A 16,791-nucleotide genomic window follows, 5' to 3' on the forward strand; every position below is an offset into this window, starting at 1 on the left:
GCCAGCAACACGGCAGCGCCAGTCTCGGGGTTTCGTCCGCGGCGACGGACGGGGATCGGATGCGAGGGCGGCGCTCACTGGCGCGCCCTCCAGGTCTGGAATCGGTCCGGCCCGTAGTTGAGCAGGATACAGGCCTCGACCACGGTCAGGCCGTCGCGGCGAGCGACCGCCTCGTAGAGCTTCAGGATCTTGAATTGGAGCAGCTGGCAACCCTGTTCCGCCGCCGAAAGGGCGACGTTCCGCGCCAAGCGCTCCTCGCGATCCTCGCTCGGCGACACGGCCGCGATAGCGGGGGCAGGTGCGGACGCATCGGCCTCAGCCTCATCCGTGGGCTGATACGAGGCGATGAACTGGCGGAGCCGCAGCGCGCGCCCGGCGGTGACCGGGACGCCGCGGCGCATATTCTCGACCTGCTCGGCGTCGTCGACGGCGCGACGACCGAATTCCCGTTCATCCATGCGGGTCCGGGCGAGGAAGTACCCGACCTCGTCGACCAAGCTCATGCCGCTTCCGCCTCCGGTCGCGAGGCCATGAAGCTCTCGAACCCGCGCTCGATGAGGAGGCGGACGAAAGCGTCGAGCGGGATGCCGGCTTCCTGCGCGGCGGTGACCATTGCCGCGCGGATCACGGGCTTGCGTTCGAGGCGCACCTCTGGCGTCGGATCCTGCCCGGCCAGAACCGACCGCACGATCTGCTGGCAGACCGCCGATACCGACGAATCCTCAGCTTCGGCACGGGCCGACAGCTGGGCGTGCTCGGCGGCAGTGATGCGGAACGCAGCTTGGCGGGTGGGTCCAGAAGGCGCGGGCGAAACCGGCGCGGGGGGCGGGACCGTAGCGGTACGCGCTTCCGTCCGGGGTGTCGGCGTCGGACGTTCGACGGGCGGCTTCGCGACCGGCTCAAGCTTTTTCTGTTTGCCGCGCTTCACGATTTCCAGGATGCGCTGGACGCCATCGTCGGTCGAAGTCGTCGGTCGCCGCACCGCCGGGGCCGGCACCACGGTCGTATGGGCGTAGCTCGTGCGGGTGCGACCGAACTTGATCGTGCGTTCCGCCCCGGTGCCTTTGATTACGATTTCGGCTCGATCGGCGAGGTCGGCCAGCAGCGTCCGCGCCGCCTCGGGGCTATCGAACCCGAAGCGCTCCGCGATTTCGCTGTCGGTCGGGGCTGGCTCGTCCCGCTCTTCGAGATCGCGGAGCCAATCCAACATGCGCGAGCGGTTCAAGCTGGTGTGCTGCTTCATCGAGCGCTCTCCTGGGCGATCATCTCGAGCCAGACGGTGGTGAGTGCGTGGACGCGCCGGATCAGAGCCTCGTGTGGAGCCAGCTCGTCGGCGGAGGTGATGCCGTCCTTCTCGATCTCGATGATCGCGGGCAGCAGCGTTGCGAGGGTCAGCGCGCCGGGGTCGCCGGTGCAGACCGAACCGGCATCCGCCCAGCGGCCGCCGACGAGCGCAAGCAGGGGGTCGGCGAAGCGGCCGCGCCAGGTCTCGCAAGCGGCGAGGAAGGTCAGCATGTCCATCGCGGCGATCGCGCGCTCGCTGTCCTTCGGCGGAGCATAAGCGGCGGCGCGATCTTCGGACTTGCCGCCGAGGTAGCGACCCAGATCCTTATAAGTCAGCCCATCGTCGGTCTTGATCCGGCGGAGCGAGTCCGCCTGGGTCTCAACCGCGGATGACGCGGAAAATGTTCGGCGCGGGCCGTGGATGTGCGGTGCGCTCATCGCGCATGGTCTCCATCATGACGAAGCCTCGAGCCGACAGAGCTGACCGTTTGAAGGCCGTGCCCATGGGCGCGGTCGTCGCGGCGGTCACGCGGCGGGAGGGCGACCGGCGAGCAGGGCGAGCCCAACGGGCGAACCACGCGGTCCCTGCGCGCGGCTGGCGCACGGCGCGGCAGCAACCACGCGCTGAAATCGCAGTCGCACTTCGGGGCGTTGCAGCTCGCACACCGATAAGGGACGGCGCGAGCGATCACTGTTCGGCGACCTCGGCCGTGGCCTTGCGGTCAATTGGAACGACCGCCGCCGCCAGCTGGTCGATATGCGCGACCTCGGGCTTGCGCGCCCGCGCGGCCAGAACGATGTGGTCGAGACGGGATTCGGTGATCCCGTTCGACCTCATGCTCCGGACCGTCGAGTAGGCGGTCTTGGTGATGCGAGACACCTCGCTTGTGCCCCCGAGGGCGTCGAATAGCGTGTCGATTGCGGTCGGCATGCGATGTTAAATGCGATAATCGCGATGGAATCGCAAGCGACAAATAGCGATAATCGCGATTGCGATTATCGTCACGTTCGGTCCTATGGACGGATGGCCAACTCCGGACCCCTCGACGAGATATTCCTGCGCTTGGATCGGTTGAAGATCGACCAGAAGGAATTGGCGGTCGGCATCGATCTCAGCGCCGACAAGCTGTCCAAGATCCGCAGGGGCATCAGGCAGTGGCGTGGTGAAGAACGCGCCCTTGCGCTGGCTTGGGTCGAACAAGCGGAGCGGAACCACCGCCGCAGCGACGTGCGGCCGGCTGAGGTGCTCCCCGCGATAGGCGGGTCTGGCGCGGATGATGTGGTCGAGCTGATCCGGCTCGACCTTTCACTCGCGATGGGTGATGGCACCAACATTGACGACTATATCGAGGAGGAGCCGGTCAAGTTCGACCTCGGCTATCTCCGCGCGATCACCAGGACGCCGCCGCATCGTATCCGGTTGGCGCGCGGTATCGGGGACAGCATGTTTCCGACGCTCCAGAGCAGCGACGAGGTCATGATCGACACGACCTCCACCATGCTCAATCTCAATGACCGGGTGTGGGCGATCTCAATGTATGGGGCAGGGGCTATCAAGCGGTTGCGGGCGATCGGTCCCCAGCGCGTGCTCGTGATCTCCGACAATCCAGCGGTGCCCGATCAGGAAATCGATGCGGAGGATCTGCGCATCTTCGGGCGCGTGTTCAGGCTCGCGCGCGAACTCTGACCGATGGCGCGGGGGCCGCTCTCATTGGCGGTGGTCGGTGCCGACTATCCGAACAAGCGGGGACCGACGCGGCATTTCGCCATCGCGCTTTGCAAGCCCGGTGACCCGATCGAGCTGAGGCGAGAACCGAAGAACCCGAAGGACGAGCGCGCGGTCGCCGTGTTCAATCCCGGTGGCATCCAGATGGGCTATATATCCGCCGAGCGCGCCGCCTGGATCGCGCCGATGCTCGACAGGGGGCGGGTCATCAAGGCGATCTTTCAGGAGCGGATGGAATACGGGGCCGCGATTCGCATCGCGTTCGATGGCGATGATCCGGTGCTTCCAGAGCGAGAAAATCGCGAAAATCACACCGACGACCCGGACTTTTATCCGGACCCGATATACCCCGACGACTGACCCGATCGCGGAAAAATTGCGATAATCGCGATTTGGTATTGCGACTATCGCAATTATCGCTATTGTCATCGCCATAGCCCCTTTGGTCAGGGGCTGTGGAGATCACGATGCACAGCACCGCAGTTATCCAGGCGAGTCCAGCAGACGGCGTGTTTATGACGCCCCTGTTCGAAACCGGTCGCTATCAGATCAGCGCCTGCGTCGGCCTCAAGGAGGTCATCACCTACACCGACGATCTCGACGCGGCGGAAGTGGCGTTCGACGTCTGCTTCGTCCAGCCGTTCAAGGACGATCGCGACGCCCACGGCGGCATCTATGACATGAAGGCGCGACGCTATGTCAGGACGTGGCGCGGCGGTCCGAAGGCGGTGCCGCAGCCGCATCCCATGATTGCCCTGTTCGACAAGGCGGTGCGCAACGGTCACCCGGTCCGCATCATCACCGCCGAGGCGATCGTCGAAATCAACATTGCAGCGGGAAAAGGCGCATGATGCTCGATCCCGTCATGGTCGGCGCATCCCGCGCCTTCCGCGCCGCCAGCGGCCACCGGTCCAGCTATGATCCGCTGGCCCTCCCGGGTCCGACCTTGTCCGACATGACCTTGGCAGAGCGCTGTCACGAGCTGGGCGACACGGTCGAGCGGATGGTCGCCGTGCAGATGCACGCCTACCCCTCGTCTTGGACCGAGGAGGAGCGCCGCGAGATGGCGGAGCGCAACCTGTTCGGCGGCGGGCAGCCATGAGCCGCAGCCGCTCCATTGCTAACGCGCTGATCTACGGCGAGAGGCAGGAACCGCTCGCCCATTACGAGGGCATCGACCCCGATACCCCGGTCGCGGGCTTCTACAAAATGAAGCTGCGCAGCGGTGCGATGCACGTCGGCGTCAAGATCTGGTTCGGCCCTCCGCTCGATCCGATCGACGGCACCGAGCTGGACCGGTCGCACCGCTGGCAAGCCGAGGTCAACGGTCGCCCCTTCGACATCCTCCGTGCGTGGCCGAGCTGCGCCAAGGAACCGAGCAAGGAGAGCGAGTACCGCTACCTGACCTCGCTCCAGGCGTGGGGCGAAGAACACGCCCCCGACAGTCCCCAGGCTGATCCCACCCGGCGCGTCGATCTGCTGACCGCCCCAATCACGATTTGAAGGAGCCCGACATGGACAACGTGTTTTCCGACGTGAAGCCCTGGCCGGAGGCGGAACCCGCTCCGGTGGCCGGGGTCGGTGACAACAGCGGCGAGGTGCCGATGGAGGTCAAGGTCGTCGACGCCTTCGTCGAAGGTCTGTCCGCCGATGGTCTGTTGAAGCGGATCAAAGACCTGACCGATGCCGGGAACGGTGTCACCGGCTGTTCGAACCGCGACGCGGTCGGGCGCATCGCCGACTTTGTGATGATGGCAGGGGCAGCGACCAAGGCCGTCGAGGAACATCGGGAAAAGCATAATCGCCCGCTGCTCACCAGCCAGCGCGCGCTCAAGGGCAAGGCCGACACCATCCTCTCCGGCCTTTCCGATGCGGTTGCCAACGCCCGCAAGCACATGGACGCCTTCCTTGCCGAGGAGGCCCGACGGCAGCGCGAGGAGGAGGCGCGGATCGCGCGCGAAGCTCGCGAGGCGGAGGAAGCGGCGGCGCGTGAGCGCGCCCGGCTCCAGGCCGAAGAGGACGCCCGCGCTGCAGCTGAGGGCCGCGCGGCCGAGACGGTCGAGGTAGAACCGGAACCGGTGTTCGCGGCGCCGAAGCTGGAGCGCGGCCCCGTCGCGCGCGGTGACTATGGCAGTTCGGTCTCGCTGACCGAAACGTGGGACGTCGAGGTGCTGAACGTGCGCCAGGTCCCCGATGCCTATCTCAAGCATCCCAGCGTGATCGAAGCGCTGGAGAAGGTCATCCGCTCGCAGGTGCGGGGCAAGAACGGCATCCGCGAACTCAAGGGGTGCCGCATCTTCTCGCGGACCGGAAGCGCGGTGCGCTGATGGTCGAGTTCACCTTCACGCCAATCGCCCAGGCCCATATGGAGCGGCGCGGATATGGTGCCCGCGAAATGCTGGGCACGATCCCGGACATGCTCTGCCCGTCAATCCCGGTCGGTGCGGTCGAACAGATCGACGCCGCCTATCGGGATATCGGGGGCGGCTGGCGCGACACCAACGGTTTTCGGCTCGATATCGAGGCCGGCACCCTGACCTATCCGGGCGATCCGGCCCGCCAGTTGATTGCGCAGGCGAAGCTCCGCGACGAGCGCATCCTGTTCTTCGACGGCGCGTGGATTGCTGTTGTCCAGCCGGACGAATCCTACCGCGTAGCGAGGATCGACTGATGAGTGCGCTGCCCGAGGGCGATTATGCCATCGTCGAAATCCTGGGCCACCGGACAATCATCGGTCGCGTCGAGGAGGTCGAGCGCTTCGGAACCAAGCTGATGAGCATCGAGCCGCTGTTCAACGGTGGGCTGCTCCAGGCTGTGCTGATCGGCGGAAGCTCGATCTACCAGTTCACGCCATGCTCTGCGGACGTGGCGGCGGAACGGTCGCCCAAAGAGGAGTGGCAGCTTCCGGCTTCGGTTCGCGCGGTGCTGCCGCCGATTGCGCTGGCTGGTCCAGAAACTCCGCTCCCCGATTTCGTCCACAGCAGTGCTGCGGCCGTCAACCCATGCCCACACCGTCACGACCCTGCGCACGACATTTGGGAGTGCGTGGAATGCCGACCTTTTTGAGGAGATTTCCATGACGAAGCGACAGTTTGTCGTCGTCCGGTTCCGGCCGGAGGACACCCGCACCTACACCTATCACAACGACGGCGAACCGGTCGCCGCCGGCGACATGCTCAAGGTCGACGACGCCCGCCGCGGCGACGGCTGGAAGCGCGTCGAATGTGTCAGCGTGACCGACGAGGTGCCGCCCTTCCAGACCAAGCCCATCCTCGGCCGGGTCGATGATGAGGCCGTCGCCGATGGCGCGGCCGAGCCCTTCCAACTGGAGAACTGAGAAATGGCGACCCAGATTGCCCATGTCGACGAAGCGCGCCGCGCCGTCGAATCCTTCAACAACCAGCTCGCGACCCGCGCCGACCAGTTCAAGATGGTGCTGCCCCAGCACATCACCCCGGCGCAGTTCCAGCGGACGATCATCACCGCAGTTCAGGGCGACGTCGAGTTGCTCAAGGCCGATCGCCAGAGCCTGCTGCTCGCCTGCATGAAGGCGGCGCAGGACGGTCTTCTGCCCGACAAGCGCGAGGCTGCGCTGGTGATCTTCTCCACCCGCGTAAAGGACGGCGATCGCTGGGTCAGCGTGAAGCAGGTCCAGTACATGCCGATGGTGTACGGGCTGCGGAAGAAGATTCTCCAGTCCGGCGAGATCAGCTCGATCGAGACGAACGTCGTCTATCGGGCTGAAATGGAAGCGGGCCGCTTTATTTACGAAGCGGGAACCGAAGCGGTGCTGCGCCACCGCCCGATGCTCGACCTGACTGACGAGCAGACCGCCGACAGCGAGATCGTCGCCGCCTATTCGGTCGCGGTGATGAAGGACGGCACCCGGTCGTTCGAGGTCATGCGCCGCTCCGAAATCAACAAGGTGCGCCAGCGGAGCCAGACCGGTGCCGAGGGTCGCGTCTATGAATTCGGCGCCAACAAGGGGAAGCCGATCGAGCCGAAGGGGCCGTGGGTCGACTGGTTTAGCGAGATGGCGCGCAAGACCGTCATGCGTCGCCACAGCAAGACGCTCCCGATGTCGGGCGACCTGATTGACGTCGAAGCCCGCGACGAGGAAATCGCTGCCCGGTCGGTCAGCGCGGCGCTCGCCGAGGAACCCGACGCCCCGCGCCTGGTCCCGCCGTCCCGGGAGGAAGTCGGTGCCGGTGATCCGCCGCATGATCCGGCGACCGGCGAGATTTCGGAAGAGGTCCAGCGCACCCTCGATCAGGAGGCGTTCCGCCAGGCAGACGGGAACGGGGCGCTTGCCGAGGAATCGCCCGCTGCCCCGAAGGCATCGAGCGAGGGCGACGGCGGCGGTTCGCTTGCCGAGAGCGTCGCCGCACAGATGATCGAACGGTGCCGCAACGCGCAGATCGTCGGCGACGTCCTTGCGGTCGAGAGCGACCTCAAGACCCATCGCGAAGGGCTGGGCGATGACCTCGCCAAGACCGTCGAAGACGCGATCGCCGAGCACAAGGCCCGGCTCAAGGGAGGAAACAAGTAATGCACCTTTCCCGTAACAGCACCCATGCAGAGCGCATGGCCGCCCATCGCGCGAAGATGAAAAGCAAGGCGGACCGCCGATTGCGAGACCACCGGGAGCTCGGTCCGACCGCTCAGGATCGCCTTGGGACAGCGCCTGCGAAGGTGGAGCGCAAGGGCAAATATCTGGTCGTCACCAACGGTTCGATTGCCACCGGCAATCGCTGGGGCGGCGAGCATCAGGACCGCCGCGAAATCAAGCGCCGGAGCTGAGTCCCCCAGAGGGCGGGTGCCGCGCGCGCCCGCCCCGAGGATGGGCGCAGTTGCCCGGATCAGAGGAGTAATCTCGATGCACCTGACCAGCTGGAAGGCCCGCCGCGCCGGCGGACGGATCACGATCAATGGCAAGGACGAGCAGGGCAAGGATGCGAAGATCGTCGGCGTCGATGTGATCGAGCCGCGCATCTTCAACGGCGTCCCAGGCATCTACGCCACCGACAAGAACGGTGACGTCCATCGGCTGATGGCCGCGTGATGTCCGACCCGACGCTCCTCAACGCCCCGCCGTGCGTCTCCAGCCAGTCCCTCGCGGATCGCAAGACCGTGATGCTGGCCCGGGACGAGGCGCGTCGGGAGCAGTGGCTGCGCACGCGCGGGCAGCGCAGCCATATCCGCCGCCTTCTCGATTGGATCACCCGATGACGACTTCGCTCGGCCAGACCGCAGACGGTGCGTCCGTCGACCTCAACCTCGACGAGCTGATCGGCTCGCACCTCGGCGTTGTCGCCAACAGCGGCGGCGGCAAGAGCGGGCTGCTGCGGCGGCTGCTCGAAACGACGGCTGGTCGGGTCCAGCAGATCATCCTCGACGGTGAGGACGAGTTCTACACCCTGCGCGAGCGCCACGAATTCGTGATCGCGGGCGGGGAGGGCGGCGATATCCCGGCTCCGCTCGCCAGCGCGGAATCTCTCGCGCTCGGCGCGCTGACCCACGGCTTCTCGCTGATCGCCCAACTCAACGACCTCGGCCCGGATGGTGCGCCGGAGTTCGTCGGCCGATTCCTGACGGCGCTGGTCAATGCGCCGCGCGACCTCTGGCATCCCGTGCTGGTGGTGGTGGACGAGGTGCAGCGGTTCGCCCCGCGTGTCGGTACCACCGAAGCCACCGAGGGCATCCGCGCACTGCTGTTCCAGGGGCGCAAGCGGGGCTTCACTGCCGTCATCGCAGGGACCAAGTTCACGGAGATCGACCCCGGCGTCCGGGGCATGGTTAACAACTGGATGCTGGGCCGCGTCGGTCAAGCCGTCGATCGCAACACGATGGCGGAGCAGCTCGGGTTCACCGCGAAGGAGGGCCGCGATCGGCTGCGCGGAATCGAGAAGCGCCACTTCTATGCGATGGGCGAGGCGCTGACACGGGAGCCGACGCTATTCCGGGTCGCCGACGTCGAGACCACCCCGGTCCATGCCGGGCAGGCGAAGGTTCCGACGCCACCCGCCCCGGAGGCGCTGCGCGAGATCCTCGCCGGGCTGGCGGTGCCCGCTCCGCCGCAGCCTTTAATTTCCGACGCCTCACTTGAGGGCGCAAAAGTTAAACCGGACCCCGAGGACAGCCTCAGCGATGCCGAGCGCGCCGAGCTGGTCGACCTCCGGCGCGAGCGCGACGACTGGACGATCGAGCGCGCCGAAGGGCAGCGCCAGATCGACGCTTTGATCGCGGAAGGCCGCGCCCTGCGCGACTGCGCCGCGCGGATCGCCGAAGCCGCCGCAGACATGGCGCGCATCCGCCCCGCGCTCGACGAGACCCTTCCGCAGGTCATCACTCCATCCGAACCGGCCGAGCAATCCCCCCCTGTTGCTGCTCGGCCGCAGCCCGCCGCGCGCGCCCCCTCCCAAGCCACGCGCGGCGGGCACATCTTAGTGGGGCCGGTTTCCGCCCCGATCATGAAGCTGCTGAATGCGGTGGCGTGGTGGAACGCTTTCGGGCTGGAAGCCCCGACCTCCAATCAGGTCGGGTTCATCGCGGGCTATGCGCCGACAGGCGGGACGTTCAAGCGGTACCGGGGCGATGCGCGCACGCGCGGCCTGATCTCGTATCCGGGTGACGGACGCCTGGCGCTCACGGACGAGGGCCGCAAGATAGCCCAGGCGCCAGATGCGCCGCCGACGATCGCCGCGCTCCATGCTGCGGTGCGCGAGAACCTGGACGCGCCGCTGGTGAAGCTGCTTGACCCGATCCTGACCGCCTATCCGCGCGCGATCGCTGCGGACGAGGTCGGACGCTGGGCAGGGTACGAGGCGAGCGGCGGCACCTTCAAGCGCTACCGCGGCACCCTGAAAAACCTCGAAATCATAGAATATCCGAGCGCGGGGATGCTTCGCGCGGCGGAATGGCTGTTCCCGGGAGAGACCGCATGACAGACGAAGCATTGGTCAGCACGCGCGAGCGCGCCGGCATCTATGACGGGCTGGAGTCCGCGAAGCCGGGCGAGCCGCTGTTCACGATCCAGGGCGGTGACCGCTTCGGTCCCGCGACGGTGCTGCATTGGGCTGATCTGGCGCGGACCGCCGGGCGGGACGAGGCGAACCCCGAAGTCGCCGCGAAGCTGCTCAAGAAGGCGAGCGCGGCGGAGGAGGTCGCCTGGGCGATGCGCTCCTATCAGCGCAACGAGCAGCCCGAAGAAGCGCAGCGCGCGACCTATAGCGACCCGGAGCCGGGCACGACGCCGGAGCAGAGCGTCGCCGCGGCGCGCGCGGCGGACAGGCTCTACAACAGCTCAGCCGAGATCTCGGGCGTCATCGAGACGCTCGCCACCCAGCGGATGCACCCCGATGCCGAGGTGATGCTTCGCGGGGCCGCCGAGCTGATCCGCCAGGCAACGTGGCAGATCGAACCGCGGCGGCACCTCCAGCGGGAGCGGGCGCATGGCTGACGGCACCAAGATCGAATGGACCGACGCCACAGTCAACGCGGTGAACGGCTGCTCGGTGATCTCACCGGGCTGCAAGCACTGCTACGCCATGAAGCAGGCGCATCGCTTCCCGGTGCGGCAAGGCCTGACGCAGAAGACCGCCGGCGGCATGGTCTGGACCGGCGAGGTACGCCTCAATGAAAGCGCGCTGCTCCAGCCGCTCGCATGGAAGCGCCCGCGCAAGATCTTCTGGAACGCGCATGGCGACCTGTTCCACGAGAACGTGCCGGACGAGTGGGTCGATATGGTTTTCGCGGTGTGCGCGCTGACCCCGCACCACCAGCACCAAATTCTGACCAAGCGCGCCGATCGGATGCGGCGCTATATGGAGTCGATCGACAACGGAGATGGCGAACGCCTGGAAGGGTTTCGTTCCGCTCTGGTCGAGGGGATGGCGCAGAAGATCTGGCACGATCGCACCGGCGATGGCTCGGTTGACGAATGGCTCGCAGTCCAGCTGCCCCTCCCGAACGTCTGGCTGGGCGTATCAGTCGAGGATCAGCAGCGCGCCGACGAGCGCATCCCCGACCTGCTGGGGACTCCAGCGGCGGTGCGGTTCCTGTCGTGCGAGCCTCTGCTTGGGCCGGTCGATCTGGGAGAATGGCTGATCTGCCCGAACGCGCGGGATGCGCTGTCGATGGATATGTCCACTGGCCAATATGAGTGCTGCAGTTCGTGCGACTGGACCGGCCTCATCGGCGATATCAGCTGGGTCATCGCGGGCGGCGAGAGCGGCCCCGGAGCGCGTCCGATGCACCCGGATTGGGCGCGCGGGCTGCGCGACCAGTGCGCGGCGGCGGGCGTGCCGTTCTTTTTCAAGCAATGGGGGACATGGGCGCCGGCGACTGACGATGAGATTCCGGACAGGTTCGGTCCCGCGTGCGACCCCTTCCTCACGATTTGCTCCAACGGCTTCGTCGGCGAGCTGTCGATCGGCTCCGCGTTCATTCACAAGCCGACGCGATATCCTGCATGTTTTCCAAACGGCCCCGATGGCGATGCGATTTGCAACTCGGCTGTAGTGCGCCGCGTCGGCAAGAAGGCCGCTGGTCGCCTGCTCGATGGCGTGTTGCATGACGGGATGCCGGCCGATGTGTAACGCCTGCGGCTTCTTCTGCTGCGCGCTCGACACGTTCGACAAGTGCGGCTGCGATCACTGCCCTGAGGAGTCTTGCCACGACGACGCCTGCTTCAACTGCGGGCTCGATGGGTGCGACGGCGAGTGCGCTGCTGACGGGGACCTAGACTATGACTGATCGTCCCATCATCTTTTCTGCCCCGATGGTGCGCGCGCTGCTCGCCGGGCGCAAGACCCAGACGCGCCGCCTCGCGACCTCGCCGCTGGCACGCTGCGCGGTTGGCGATCGGCTGTGGGTGAAGGAGACCTTCGCCAAAGCACCGCCACATGGAGTGCGCTATGCAGCGACCGATGCCATAAGCGATCTCCGCAGGCAGCATCCGTCCATTCATATGCCGCGCTGGGCGTCGCGGGTCACGCTCATCGTCGAAGCCGTCCGCACCGAACCCCTGCAGGCGATCAGCGAGGATGATGCTTGGGCCGAGGGCGTCTGCCAGGCCGTCGAGGATGCTGGGCGCACGGCGTTCGGGGAGAGCTGCTCCGACGAAATGCGTCGGATGATCGTCACGTCGATCATCGGGTCGGGCGCGACGGCCTACCGCTGGCTGTGGGAATCGCTGCACGACAAGGAGGGCCAGCGCTGGGAGGACAACCCCGAGGTGCTGGTCCTGACCTTCAGCGTCCGCCACGGCAACATCGATCGGATCGTAGCATGAGCGCGGCGCTGATTGAGCGCGATCGCGCGACCCGTGCGGCCGTCCTCGACCAGATCCGCGCTGGACTTGATGGTGACGAGGCCGACCGCTGGTTCTGGCGCGGCAAGGCAAAGGCGCGGATCGAAGCGCTCGAGGACGACAAGATCGACTTCGGTCTCGTGGCCCACGAAGAAGAGGAGCTGGCAACGCTCCGGGCGTGGCTGTCATGACCCGGCCGCTTGATCGCGCCGACGGCCGCCCGCGCGTCCACCTCTGGCCCCATAGGGACGGGGCGTTCTCGTGGTCGCTCAGCCCGACTGGTCCACGCTTGCATCGGCCAGAGCCGACAGCTGGCGCCGCGCTCGACGCAGCACTTGAGCAACTGCGTTGCACCTCTGGCATCGTCGCTATCGTGGAGCCGGTGCTGTGACGCAAAAAACCGCAGAAAACTGCGCTTTCTGCTTTGACCCGGTCGGCGATGAACTAGAGTTCACGGGTCAAGGAAACGCGACGATCCCTACCAAGGAGCCAAGCCCAATGGTCAATGCCAGCACCCCGATGAGGTTGTCCTTTTCGGTTCCCGCTGGCGCGGGCTGAACAGGGTCGGCCCGGCTTCGTGATCGCCGGGCAGATGTCCAACCTCAGAAGGACGCGGCCTGACCAGCTGCAACGGGGGTGACAGCTCGGAGAGTACGGCAACCCAATTCGAAGGACGCAATGATGACTGCCCCGGCCCGGTTCAAGCAAGAGGATGTCAAGCGCGCTGTCGCCGGCGCCCTGGGTGCTGGGCTGCGTGTAGGGCGGGTTGAAATCACGCCAGATGGGCGGATCGTGGTGCACACCGATTCGGAGGCCGCGCCGTCGGCCGCTGAGCCGGGCAACCCCTGGGACCGCGAGCTGAACCGATGACGAACAAGCGCCAGTTGAAATCGAACCGTTTCCTGCCCGAGTACGTCACGCGCTATCGCGACCGGCACGGAAAGTGGCGGTATCGCTTCCGCCGCGCCGGATTCCCCGGTGGGCATTTCACAGCACCGCTTGGCACCGAGGCCTTCCGCGAGGAGTATGCCCGGTTCAATGATCCCGCCGCACCGTCGAAAGCTGCGCGCGAGGCCGTCCAGGCGCGGATCATCCCCGGAAGCGCCGGCGACCTCCAGCACCGCTATTACTCGGTGCCGGAGCGCCTGGGGCCGACAGAGCAGACGCAGATCAAGGTCAAGTCGGTCTTAGATCGAGGCTTCTTTGACGGTCGCACGACATGGCCCGTCGCTGGCATCACGTTCGAGCACATCGATGCGATGGTCGCCGCACGGAAGGTCAAGTTCAAGAACGAGGAAACGAACCGCTGGGAGGGCGGCATCGAGGCGGCGAAGAAGCTTCGGAAGGAGCTGGTCAGGCTGTTCGACTTCGCGATCAAGATCAAGCTGATGGCCACCAACCCGGCCGCGCAATCCGAGCAGGTCAAGGTGCCGGCGGGCGAGCGTTCAACCGGGTTCTATGCGTGGACCGAGGAAGATATCCAGGCGTACCGCGCGCGCTGGCCGCTGGGCACCAAGCAGCGTCTCGCCATGGAGCTGATGCTCTGGACCGATCAGCGGAAGATCGACGCAATCCACCTCGGCCGCCAGCATGTCCGTGGCGGAAAATTCGTCATCCGACAGACAAAGACCGGCAAGACCCTGACCCTGCCGATCGCCGCGCCATTGGCAAACGCGATCGCCGCGATGCCGCCTTCGGATCACCTGTGCTTCATCATGACCGAGTGGGGGAAGCCCTTCTCGGTGAAGGGGTTCGGGGGCTGGTTCCGGGAGCAATGCGATGCGGCCGGTCTCCCTCAATGCACCGCGCACGGCCTGCGGAAGGCGACGATGCGCCGCATGGCAGAGCTCGAAATGCCCAACAAGAGCATGAAGTCGGTCAGCGGCCACAGCAAGGACGACGAGGTCGCCCGCTACACCGCGACGGCCAACCAGGCGAAGCTCGCGGACGCGGCGATCAAGCGGTTGGTGGAATGGGAAATGTCTAACCCTGTTCCGGGGTTAGACACACAGAAGGAGCAAAGCCTTGGAAATGCGAGCTAAACTCGAACGGTTGGAGGCCCGAGCCGGAATCGAACCGGCGTGCAAGGATTTGCAGTCCTCTGCGTAACCACTCCGCCATCGGGCCTCGACAGCGAGCGGGCGATGTGCGCGGGGCTCGGCCCCATGTCAACTGCCGATGCGAATTTTGCGCCGGACCTTGCTTGGCGTAGGCGGCGGCACGCGATACAAGCGCGCGAGCGAACAAGTGTATTGCATGACTATAACAGTTGTGCGAACAGGGCTGGAGTGATGATGACCGCGACCACCGAACCCATGGGCCATGAGGCCGCTCGCGCCGCGATGGTGGCGAGCCAGCTGCGTACCAGCGGCGTCAACGATGCGCGCGTGGTCGCCGCCATGGCGCAGATCGCGCGCGAGGATTTCCTGCCCGATTCGCAGCGTGCTTTCGCCTATCGCGACCGCGCGCTCCCGCTGGGCAATGGCCGGATGCAGAATCCGCCGCTCGCCACTGGGCTGCTGCTGACCGAGGCGCGGATCGTGGCCGGTGAGAAGGTCCTGGTGATCGGCGCTGCGGGTGGATATGCCGCCGCGATCGCCGCCCGGATCGGGGGCGATGTGACGGCGGTCGAGGAAGATGCGGATCTGGTCGCACTGGCCCGGGCCGCGCTCGACGACGGTGTCGCGCTGGTCGAAGGGCCGCTGACGGGTGGCGCACCCGCCGGCGCACCCTATGACCTGCTGCTGATCGACGGCGCGGTGGAACAGATTCCTGATGCGCTGGCGGATCAGGTGCGTGAAGGCGGGCGGGTCGTCACCGGCCTGCTCGACCGCGGCGTCACACGCATCGCTTCGGGCGTGCGTACCGCATCCGGCGCCGGTCTTGCCAGTATTGTCGACAGTGAATGTGCGGTTTTGCCCGGCTTTGCCAAGCCGCGCGGGTTCCAGTTCTGAGAAAGAGAACGTGATGCGATTGAGCCTGATCCTTGCCGGTGTGAGTGCTGCCGGTCTGACGCTTCCCGCGCTGGCGCAGACCGTGCCACCCGCGGCGCAGGCGCCTGCCGCCCAGCCGACGGAGACGCTGCGCGAGGCGCTGGTCAGGGCTTATCGCACGAACCCCGACATCACCGCCGAGCGCGCCAATCTGCGCGCAACGGACGAGAATGTGCCGATCGCGCGCTCGCGCGGGTTGCCGGGCGTGTCGTCGACGGGCGCGTATAACGAGAGCCTGTCGAACACCGATTCCTCGCCTGCGTCGGTGCCGCGCCAGGGCAGCCTGGGCGTCGACCTGAGCGTCCCCGTGTTCTCCGGCGGCGCGGTGCGCAATTCGGTCCGCGCGGCGGAAACGCGTGTCGAGGCGGGGCGTGCCGGGCTGCGCAGCGTCGAAGCCGCGCTCTTCACCGATGTGGTCGCGGCCTATATGGATGTGATCCGCGACGAAGCGACGGTTCGGCTGAACCAGCAGAATGTCCGCGCTTTGGACGTCAATCTTCAGGCGACGCGCGACCGGTTCGAAGTGGGCGATCTCACCCGCACGGACGTCGCCCAGTCTGAAGCTCGACTCGCGCTGGCGCAGAGCCAGCTGCAGGGTGCCGAGGCGCGGCTGATCTCCAGCCGCGAAAATTACATCCGCGTCGTCGGCACTGCGCCCGGCGTGCTTGCCCCGCCGCCGCCGCTCCCTGGCCTGCCCGCCAATCCCGATCAGGCGGTCGCGACCGCGCTGACCGACAATCCGGCGCTGGAAGGCGCGCGCAAGGCACGTGAGGCGAGCGGCTATGACGTGCGTGTCGCGCGTGCCGGTCGCCTGCCCACGGTCAGCGTCGGCGTCGGCGGCGACTATTATAACCGGTTCGGATCGGTCACCGGGGCGGGGCAACTTGTCGGCGTTCAGAATGACGGGTTTGCCACCTCGGCCGGCGTGAGCCTGAGCATCCCGCTGTTCCAGGGCGGACGCCCGGCGGCGCAGGTGCGTCAGGCGCAGGCCCGTGAATCGGCGGCGATCGAGCAGGTCACGGCCGCCGAGCGCGGCGTGATTGCGCAGGCGCGTTCGGCCTATGCGGTCTATCAATCGGCGTTGCGCGTGATCGAAAGCAGCCGCGTCGCGGTGCAGGCGAACCAGCTGAGTCTTGAAGGCGTCCGTGCCGAAAACAGCGTCGGCACGCGCACCATCCTCGACATCCTCAACGCCGAGCAGGAGCTGCTCAACAGCCAGGTCCAGCTGGTGACAGCGGAGCGCGACGCCTATGTCGCCGGCTTTGCGGTGCTGGCGGCGATGGGCCGGGCGGAGGCTGACGATCTGGGGCTGGACGGCGGGCCGCTCTATGATCCCGTCGCGAATTACGACCGCGTCCGGGGCAGCCTGTCCGACTGGCGCGACGATCCCGCACCGGAGGCGGAGGCGACGCGCACCGTCGATACGCCTGCACAAAATCCGAACGTTTCCGGTCCTGTCGACCCGCAACCGCGTTGAA

The 16,791-nt window shown here is 66.5% G+C and carries 26 protein-coding genes and 1 tRNA gene; 22 read left to right on the forward strand and 5 right to left on the reverse strand.

Translation table 11 applies throughout. The features are described 5' to 3' along the window. Positions 1 to 74 precede the first annotated feature (74 nt). The 4 genes from ACO05N_RS12155 to ACO05N_RS12170 all read right to left on the reverse strand — a co-directional run bounded on the left by ACO05N_RS12155 (position 75) and on the right by ACO05N_RS12170 (position 2,215). Positions 75 to 503, reverse strand: a complete 429-nt coding sequence (locus ACO05N_RS12155) for a hypothetical protein (RefSeq protein ID WP_422057349.1) — start codon at positions 501 to 503, stop codon at positions 75 to 77. After that, positions 500 to 1,210, reverse strand: coding sequence for a hypothetical protein (locus tag ACO05N_RS12160; protein ID WP_422057350.1), 711 nt, complete (start codon positions 1,208 to 1,210; stop codon positions 500 to 502). Before ACO05N_RS12160 ends, ACO05N_RS12155 begins: the two co-directional genes overlap by 4 nt. Before the next feature lie 29 nt (positions 1,211 to 1,239). Continuing rightward, positions 1,240 to 1,722: a hypothetical protein gene (locus tag ACO05N_RS12165; protein WP_422057351.1), complete on the reverse strand. Its 483-nt coding sequence runs from the start codon at positions 1,720 to 1,722 to the stop codon at positions 1,240 to 1,242. A 250-nt stretch (positions 1,723 to 1,972) separates the two neighbouring features. Beyond that, complete coding sequence (locus ACO05N_RS12170) at positions 1,973 to 2,215, reverse strand: hypothetical protein (protein ID WP_422057352.1); 243 nt, start codon at positions 2,213 to 2,215, stop codon at positions 1,973 to 1,975. Positions 2,216 to 2,308: 93 nt separating this feature from the next. Between ACO05N_RS12170 and ACO05N_RS12175 the strand changes: the two genes are divergently transcribed. From ACO05N_RS12175 to ACO05N_RS12270, 20 genes are all read left to right on the forward strand, one after another. After that, positions 2,309 to 2,971 carry a S24 family peptidase gene (locus ACO05N_RS12175; protein WP_422057353.1) on the forward strand — a complete coding sequence of 221 codons (663 nt, stop codon included), beginning with the start codon at positions 2,309 to 2,311 and terminating at the stop codon, positions 2,969 to 2,971. Between the two features lie 30 nt (positions 2,972 to 3,001). Further along, positions 3,002 to 3,370, forward strand: coding sequence for an HIRAN domain-containing protein (locus ACO05N_RS12180; RefSeq protein ID WP_422058743.1), 369 nt, complete (start codon positions 3,002 to 3,004; stop codon positions 3,368 to 3,370). A gap of 107 nt (positions 3,371 to 3,477) precedes the next feature. Beyond that, entirely contained in the window at positions 3,478 to 3,861 is a 384-nt protein-coding gene (locus ACO05N_RS12185; protein WP_422057354.1) for a hypothetical protein, read from the forward strand. Next, on the forward strand, positions 3,858 to 4,112 hold the full coding sequence (locus ACO05N_RS12190; RefSeq protein WP_422057355.1) for a hypothetical protein: 255 nt from the start codon (positions 3,858 to 3,860) through the stop codon (positions 4,110 to 4,112). The genes ACO05N_RS12185 and ACO05N_RS12190 overlap by 4 nt, the downstream gene beginning before the upstream one ends. Beyond that, complete coding sequence (locus tag ACO05N_RS12195) at positions 4,109 to 4,513, forward strand: hypothetical protein (RefSeq protein WP_422057356.1); 405 nt, start codon at positions 4,109 to 4,111, stop codon at positions 4,511 to 4,513. The genes ACO05N_RS12190 and ACO05N_RS12195 overlap by 4 nt, the downstream gene beginning before the upstream one ends. Before the next feature lie 11 nt (positions 4,514 to 4,524). Further along, positions 4,525 to 5,337: a hypothetical protein gene (locus tag ACO05N_RS12200; protein ID WP_422057357.1), complete on the forward strand. Its 813-nt coding sequence runs from the start codon at positions 4,525 to 4,527 to the stop codon at positions 5,335 to 5,337. Continuing rightward, positions 5,337 to 5,681 carry a hypothetical protein gene (locus tag ACO05N_RS12205; protein WP_422057358.1) on the forward strand — a complete coding sequence of 115 codons (345 nt, stop codon included), beginning with the start codon at positions 5,337 to 5,339 and terminating at the stop codon, positions 5,679 to 5,681. Before ACO05N_RS12200 ends, ACO05N_RS12205 begins: the two co-directional genes overlap by 1 nt. Continuing rightward, positions 5,681 to 6,076: a hypothetical protein gene (locus tag ACO05N_RS12210; protein ID WP_422057359.1), complete on the forward strand. Its 396-nt coding sequence runs from the start codon at positions 5,681 to 5,683 to the stop codon at positions 6,074 to 6,076. Before ACO05N_RS12205 ends, ACO05N_RS12210 begins: the two co-directional genes overlap by 1 nt. A gap of 10 nt (positions 6,077 to 6,086) precedes the next feature. Continuing rightward, positions 6,087 to 6,347 carry a hypothetical protein gene (locus tag ACO05N_RS12215; RefSeq protein WP_422057360.1) on the forward strand — a complete coding sequence of 87 codons (261 nt, stop codon included), beginning with the start codon at positions 6,087 to 6,089 and terminating at the stop codon, positions 6,345 to 6,347. Positions 6,348 to 6,350: 3 nt separating this feature from the next. Next, positions 6,351 to 7,559 (forward strand): recombinase RecT, encoded by a 1,209-nt coding sequence (locus tag ACO05N_RS12220; RefSeq protein ID WP_422057361.1) that lies wholly within the window; start codon positions 6,351 to 6,353, stop codon positions 7,557 to 7,559. Positions 7,560 to 7,594: 35 nt separating this feature from the next. Continuing rightward, positions 7,595 to 7,810, forward strand: a complete 216-nt coding sequence (locus ACO05N_RS12225; protein WP_422057362.1) for a hypothetical protein — start codon at positions 7,595 to 7,597, stop codon at positions 7,808 to 7,810. 76 nt (positions 7,811 to 7,886) lie between these two features. After that, on the forward strand, positions 7,887 to 8,072 hold the full coding sequence (locus tag ACO05N_RS12230) for a hypothetical protein (RefSeq protein WP_422057363.1): 186 nt from the start codon (positions 7,887 to 7,889) through the stop codon (positions 8,070 to 8,072). Then, positions 8,072 to 8,239 carry a hypothetical protein gene (locus tag ACO05N_RS12235; protein ID WP_422057364.1) on the forward strand — a complete coding sequence of 56 codons (168 nt, stop codon included), beginning with the start codon at positions 8,072 to 8,074 and terminating at the stop codon, positions 8,237 to 8,239. The genes ACO05N_RS12230 and ACO05N_RS12235 overlap by 1 nt, the downstream gene beginning before the upstream one ends. Continuing rightward, positions 8,236 to 9,954: a helicase HerA domain-containing protein gene (locus ACO05N_RS12240; RefSeq protein ID WP_422057365.1), complete on the forward strand. Its 1,719-nt coding sequence runs from the start codon at positions 8,236 to 8,238 to the stop codon at positions 9,952 to 9,954. The genes ACO05N_RS12235 and ACO05N_RS12240 overlap by 4 nt, the downstream gene beginning before the upstream one ends. Beyond that, positions 9,951 to 10,469, forward strand: a complete 519-nt coding sequence (locus tag ACO05N_RS12245; RefSeq protein WP_422057366.1) for a hypothetical protein — start codon at positions 9,951 to 9,953, stop codon at positions 10,467 to 10,469. Before ACO05N_RS12240 ends, ACO05N_RS12245 begins: the two co-directional genes overlap by 4 nt. Continuing rightward, entirely contained in the window at positions 10,462 to 11,607 is a 1,146-nt protein-coding gene (locus tag ACO05N_RS12250; RefSeq protein ID WP_422057367.1) for a phage Gp37/Gp68 family protein, read from the forward strand. Before ACO05N_RS12245 ends, ACO05N_RS12250 begins: the two co-directional genes overlap by 8 nt. Before the next feature lie 149 nt (positions 11,608 to 11,756). Next, positions 11,757 to 12,302, forward strand: coding sequence for a hypothetical protein (locus tag ACO05N_RS12255; protein ID WP_422057368.1), 546 nt, complete (start codon positions 11,757 to 11,759; stop codon positions 12,300 to 12,302). Continuing rightward, entirely contained in the window at positions 12,299 to 12,511 is a 213-nt protein-coding gene (locus ACO05N_RS12260) for a hypothetical protein (RefSeq protein ID WP_422057369.1), read from the forward strand. The genes ACO05N_RS12255 and ACO05N_RS12260 overlap by 4 nt, the downstream gene beginning before the upstream one ends. Before the next feature lie 490 nt (positions 12,512 to 13,001). Beyond that, positions 13,002 to 13,190, forward strand: coding sequence for a hypothetical protein (locus ACO05N_RS12265; protein WP_422057370.1), 189 nt, complete (start codon positions 13,002 to 13,004; stop codon positions 13,188 to 13,190). Beyond that, a complete protein-coding gene (locus ACO05N_RS12270) occupies positions 13,187 to 14,362 on the forward strand; it encodes a tyrosine-type recombinase/integrase (RefSeq protein WP_422057371.1) in 1,176 nt (391 codons plus the stop codon). Before ACO05N_RS12265 ends, ACO05N_RS12270 begins: the two co-directional genes overlap by 4 nt. An 11-nt stretch (positions 14,363 to 14,373) precedes the next feature. On the opposite strand, the gene ACO05N_RS12275 is transcribed toward ACO05N_RS12270, so the two are convergent. Then, positions 14,374 to 14,447: transfer RNA gene (locus ACO05N_RS12275), tRNA-Cys, on the reverse strand. A gap of 164 nt (positions 14,448 to 14,611) precedes the next feature. Between ACO05N_RS12275 and ACO05N_RS12280 the strand changes: the two genes are divergently transcribed. After that, on the forward strand, positions 14,612 to 15,274 hold the full coding sequence (locus ACO05N_RS12280) for a protein-L-isoaspartate O-methyltransferase family protein (RefSeq protein ID WP_422057372.1): 663 nt from the start codon (positions 14,612 to 14,614) through the stop codon (positions 15,272 to 15,274). 13 nt (positions 15,275 to 15,287) lie between these two features. Beyond that, positions 15,288 to 16,790 (forward strand): TolC family outer membrane protein, encoded by a 1,503-nt coding sequence (locus ACO05N_RS12285; protein ID WP_422057373.1) that lies wholly within the window; start codon positions 15,288 to 15,290, stop codon positions 16,788 to 16,790. Position 16,791: the final 1 nt, after the last annotated feature.

Origin of the sequence: Sphingomonas sp. (genome assembly GCF_965227385.1) — a bacterium.
In the GTDB taxonomy this organism is placed as follows: Bacteria; Pseudomonadota; Alphaproteobacteria; order Sphingomonadales; family Sphingomonadaceae; genus Sphingomonas.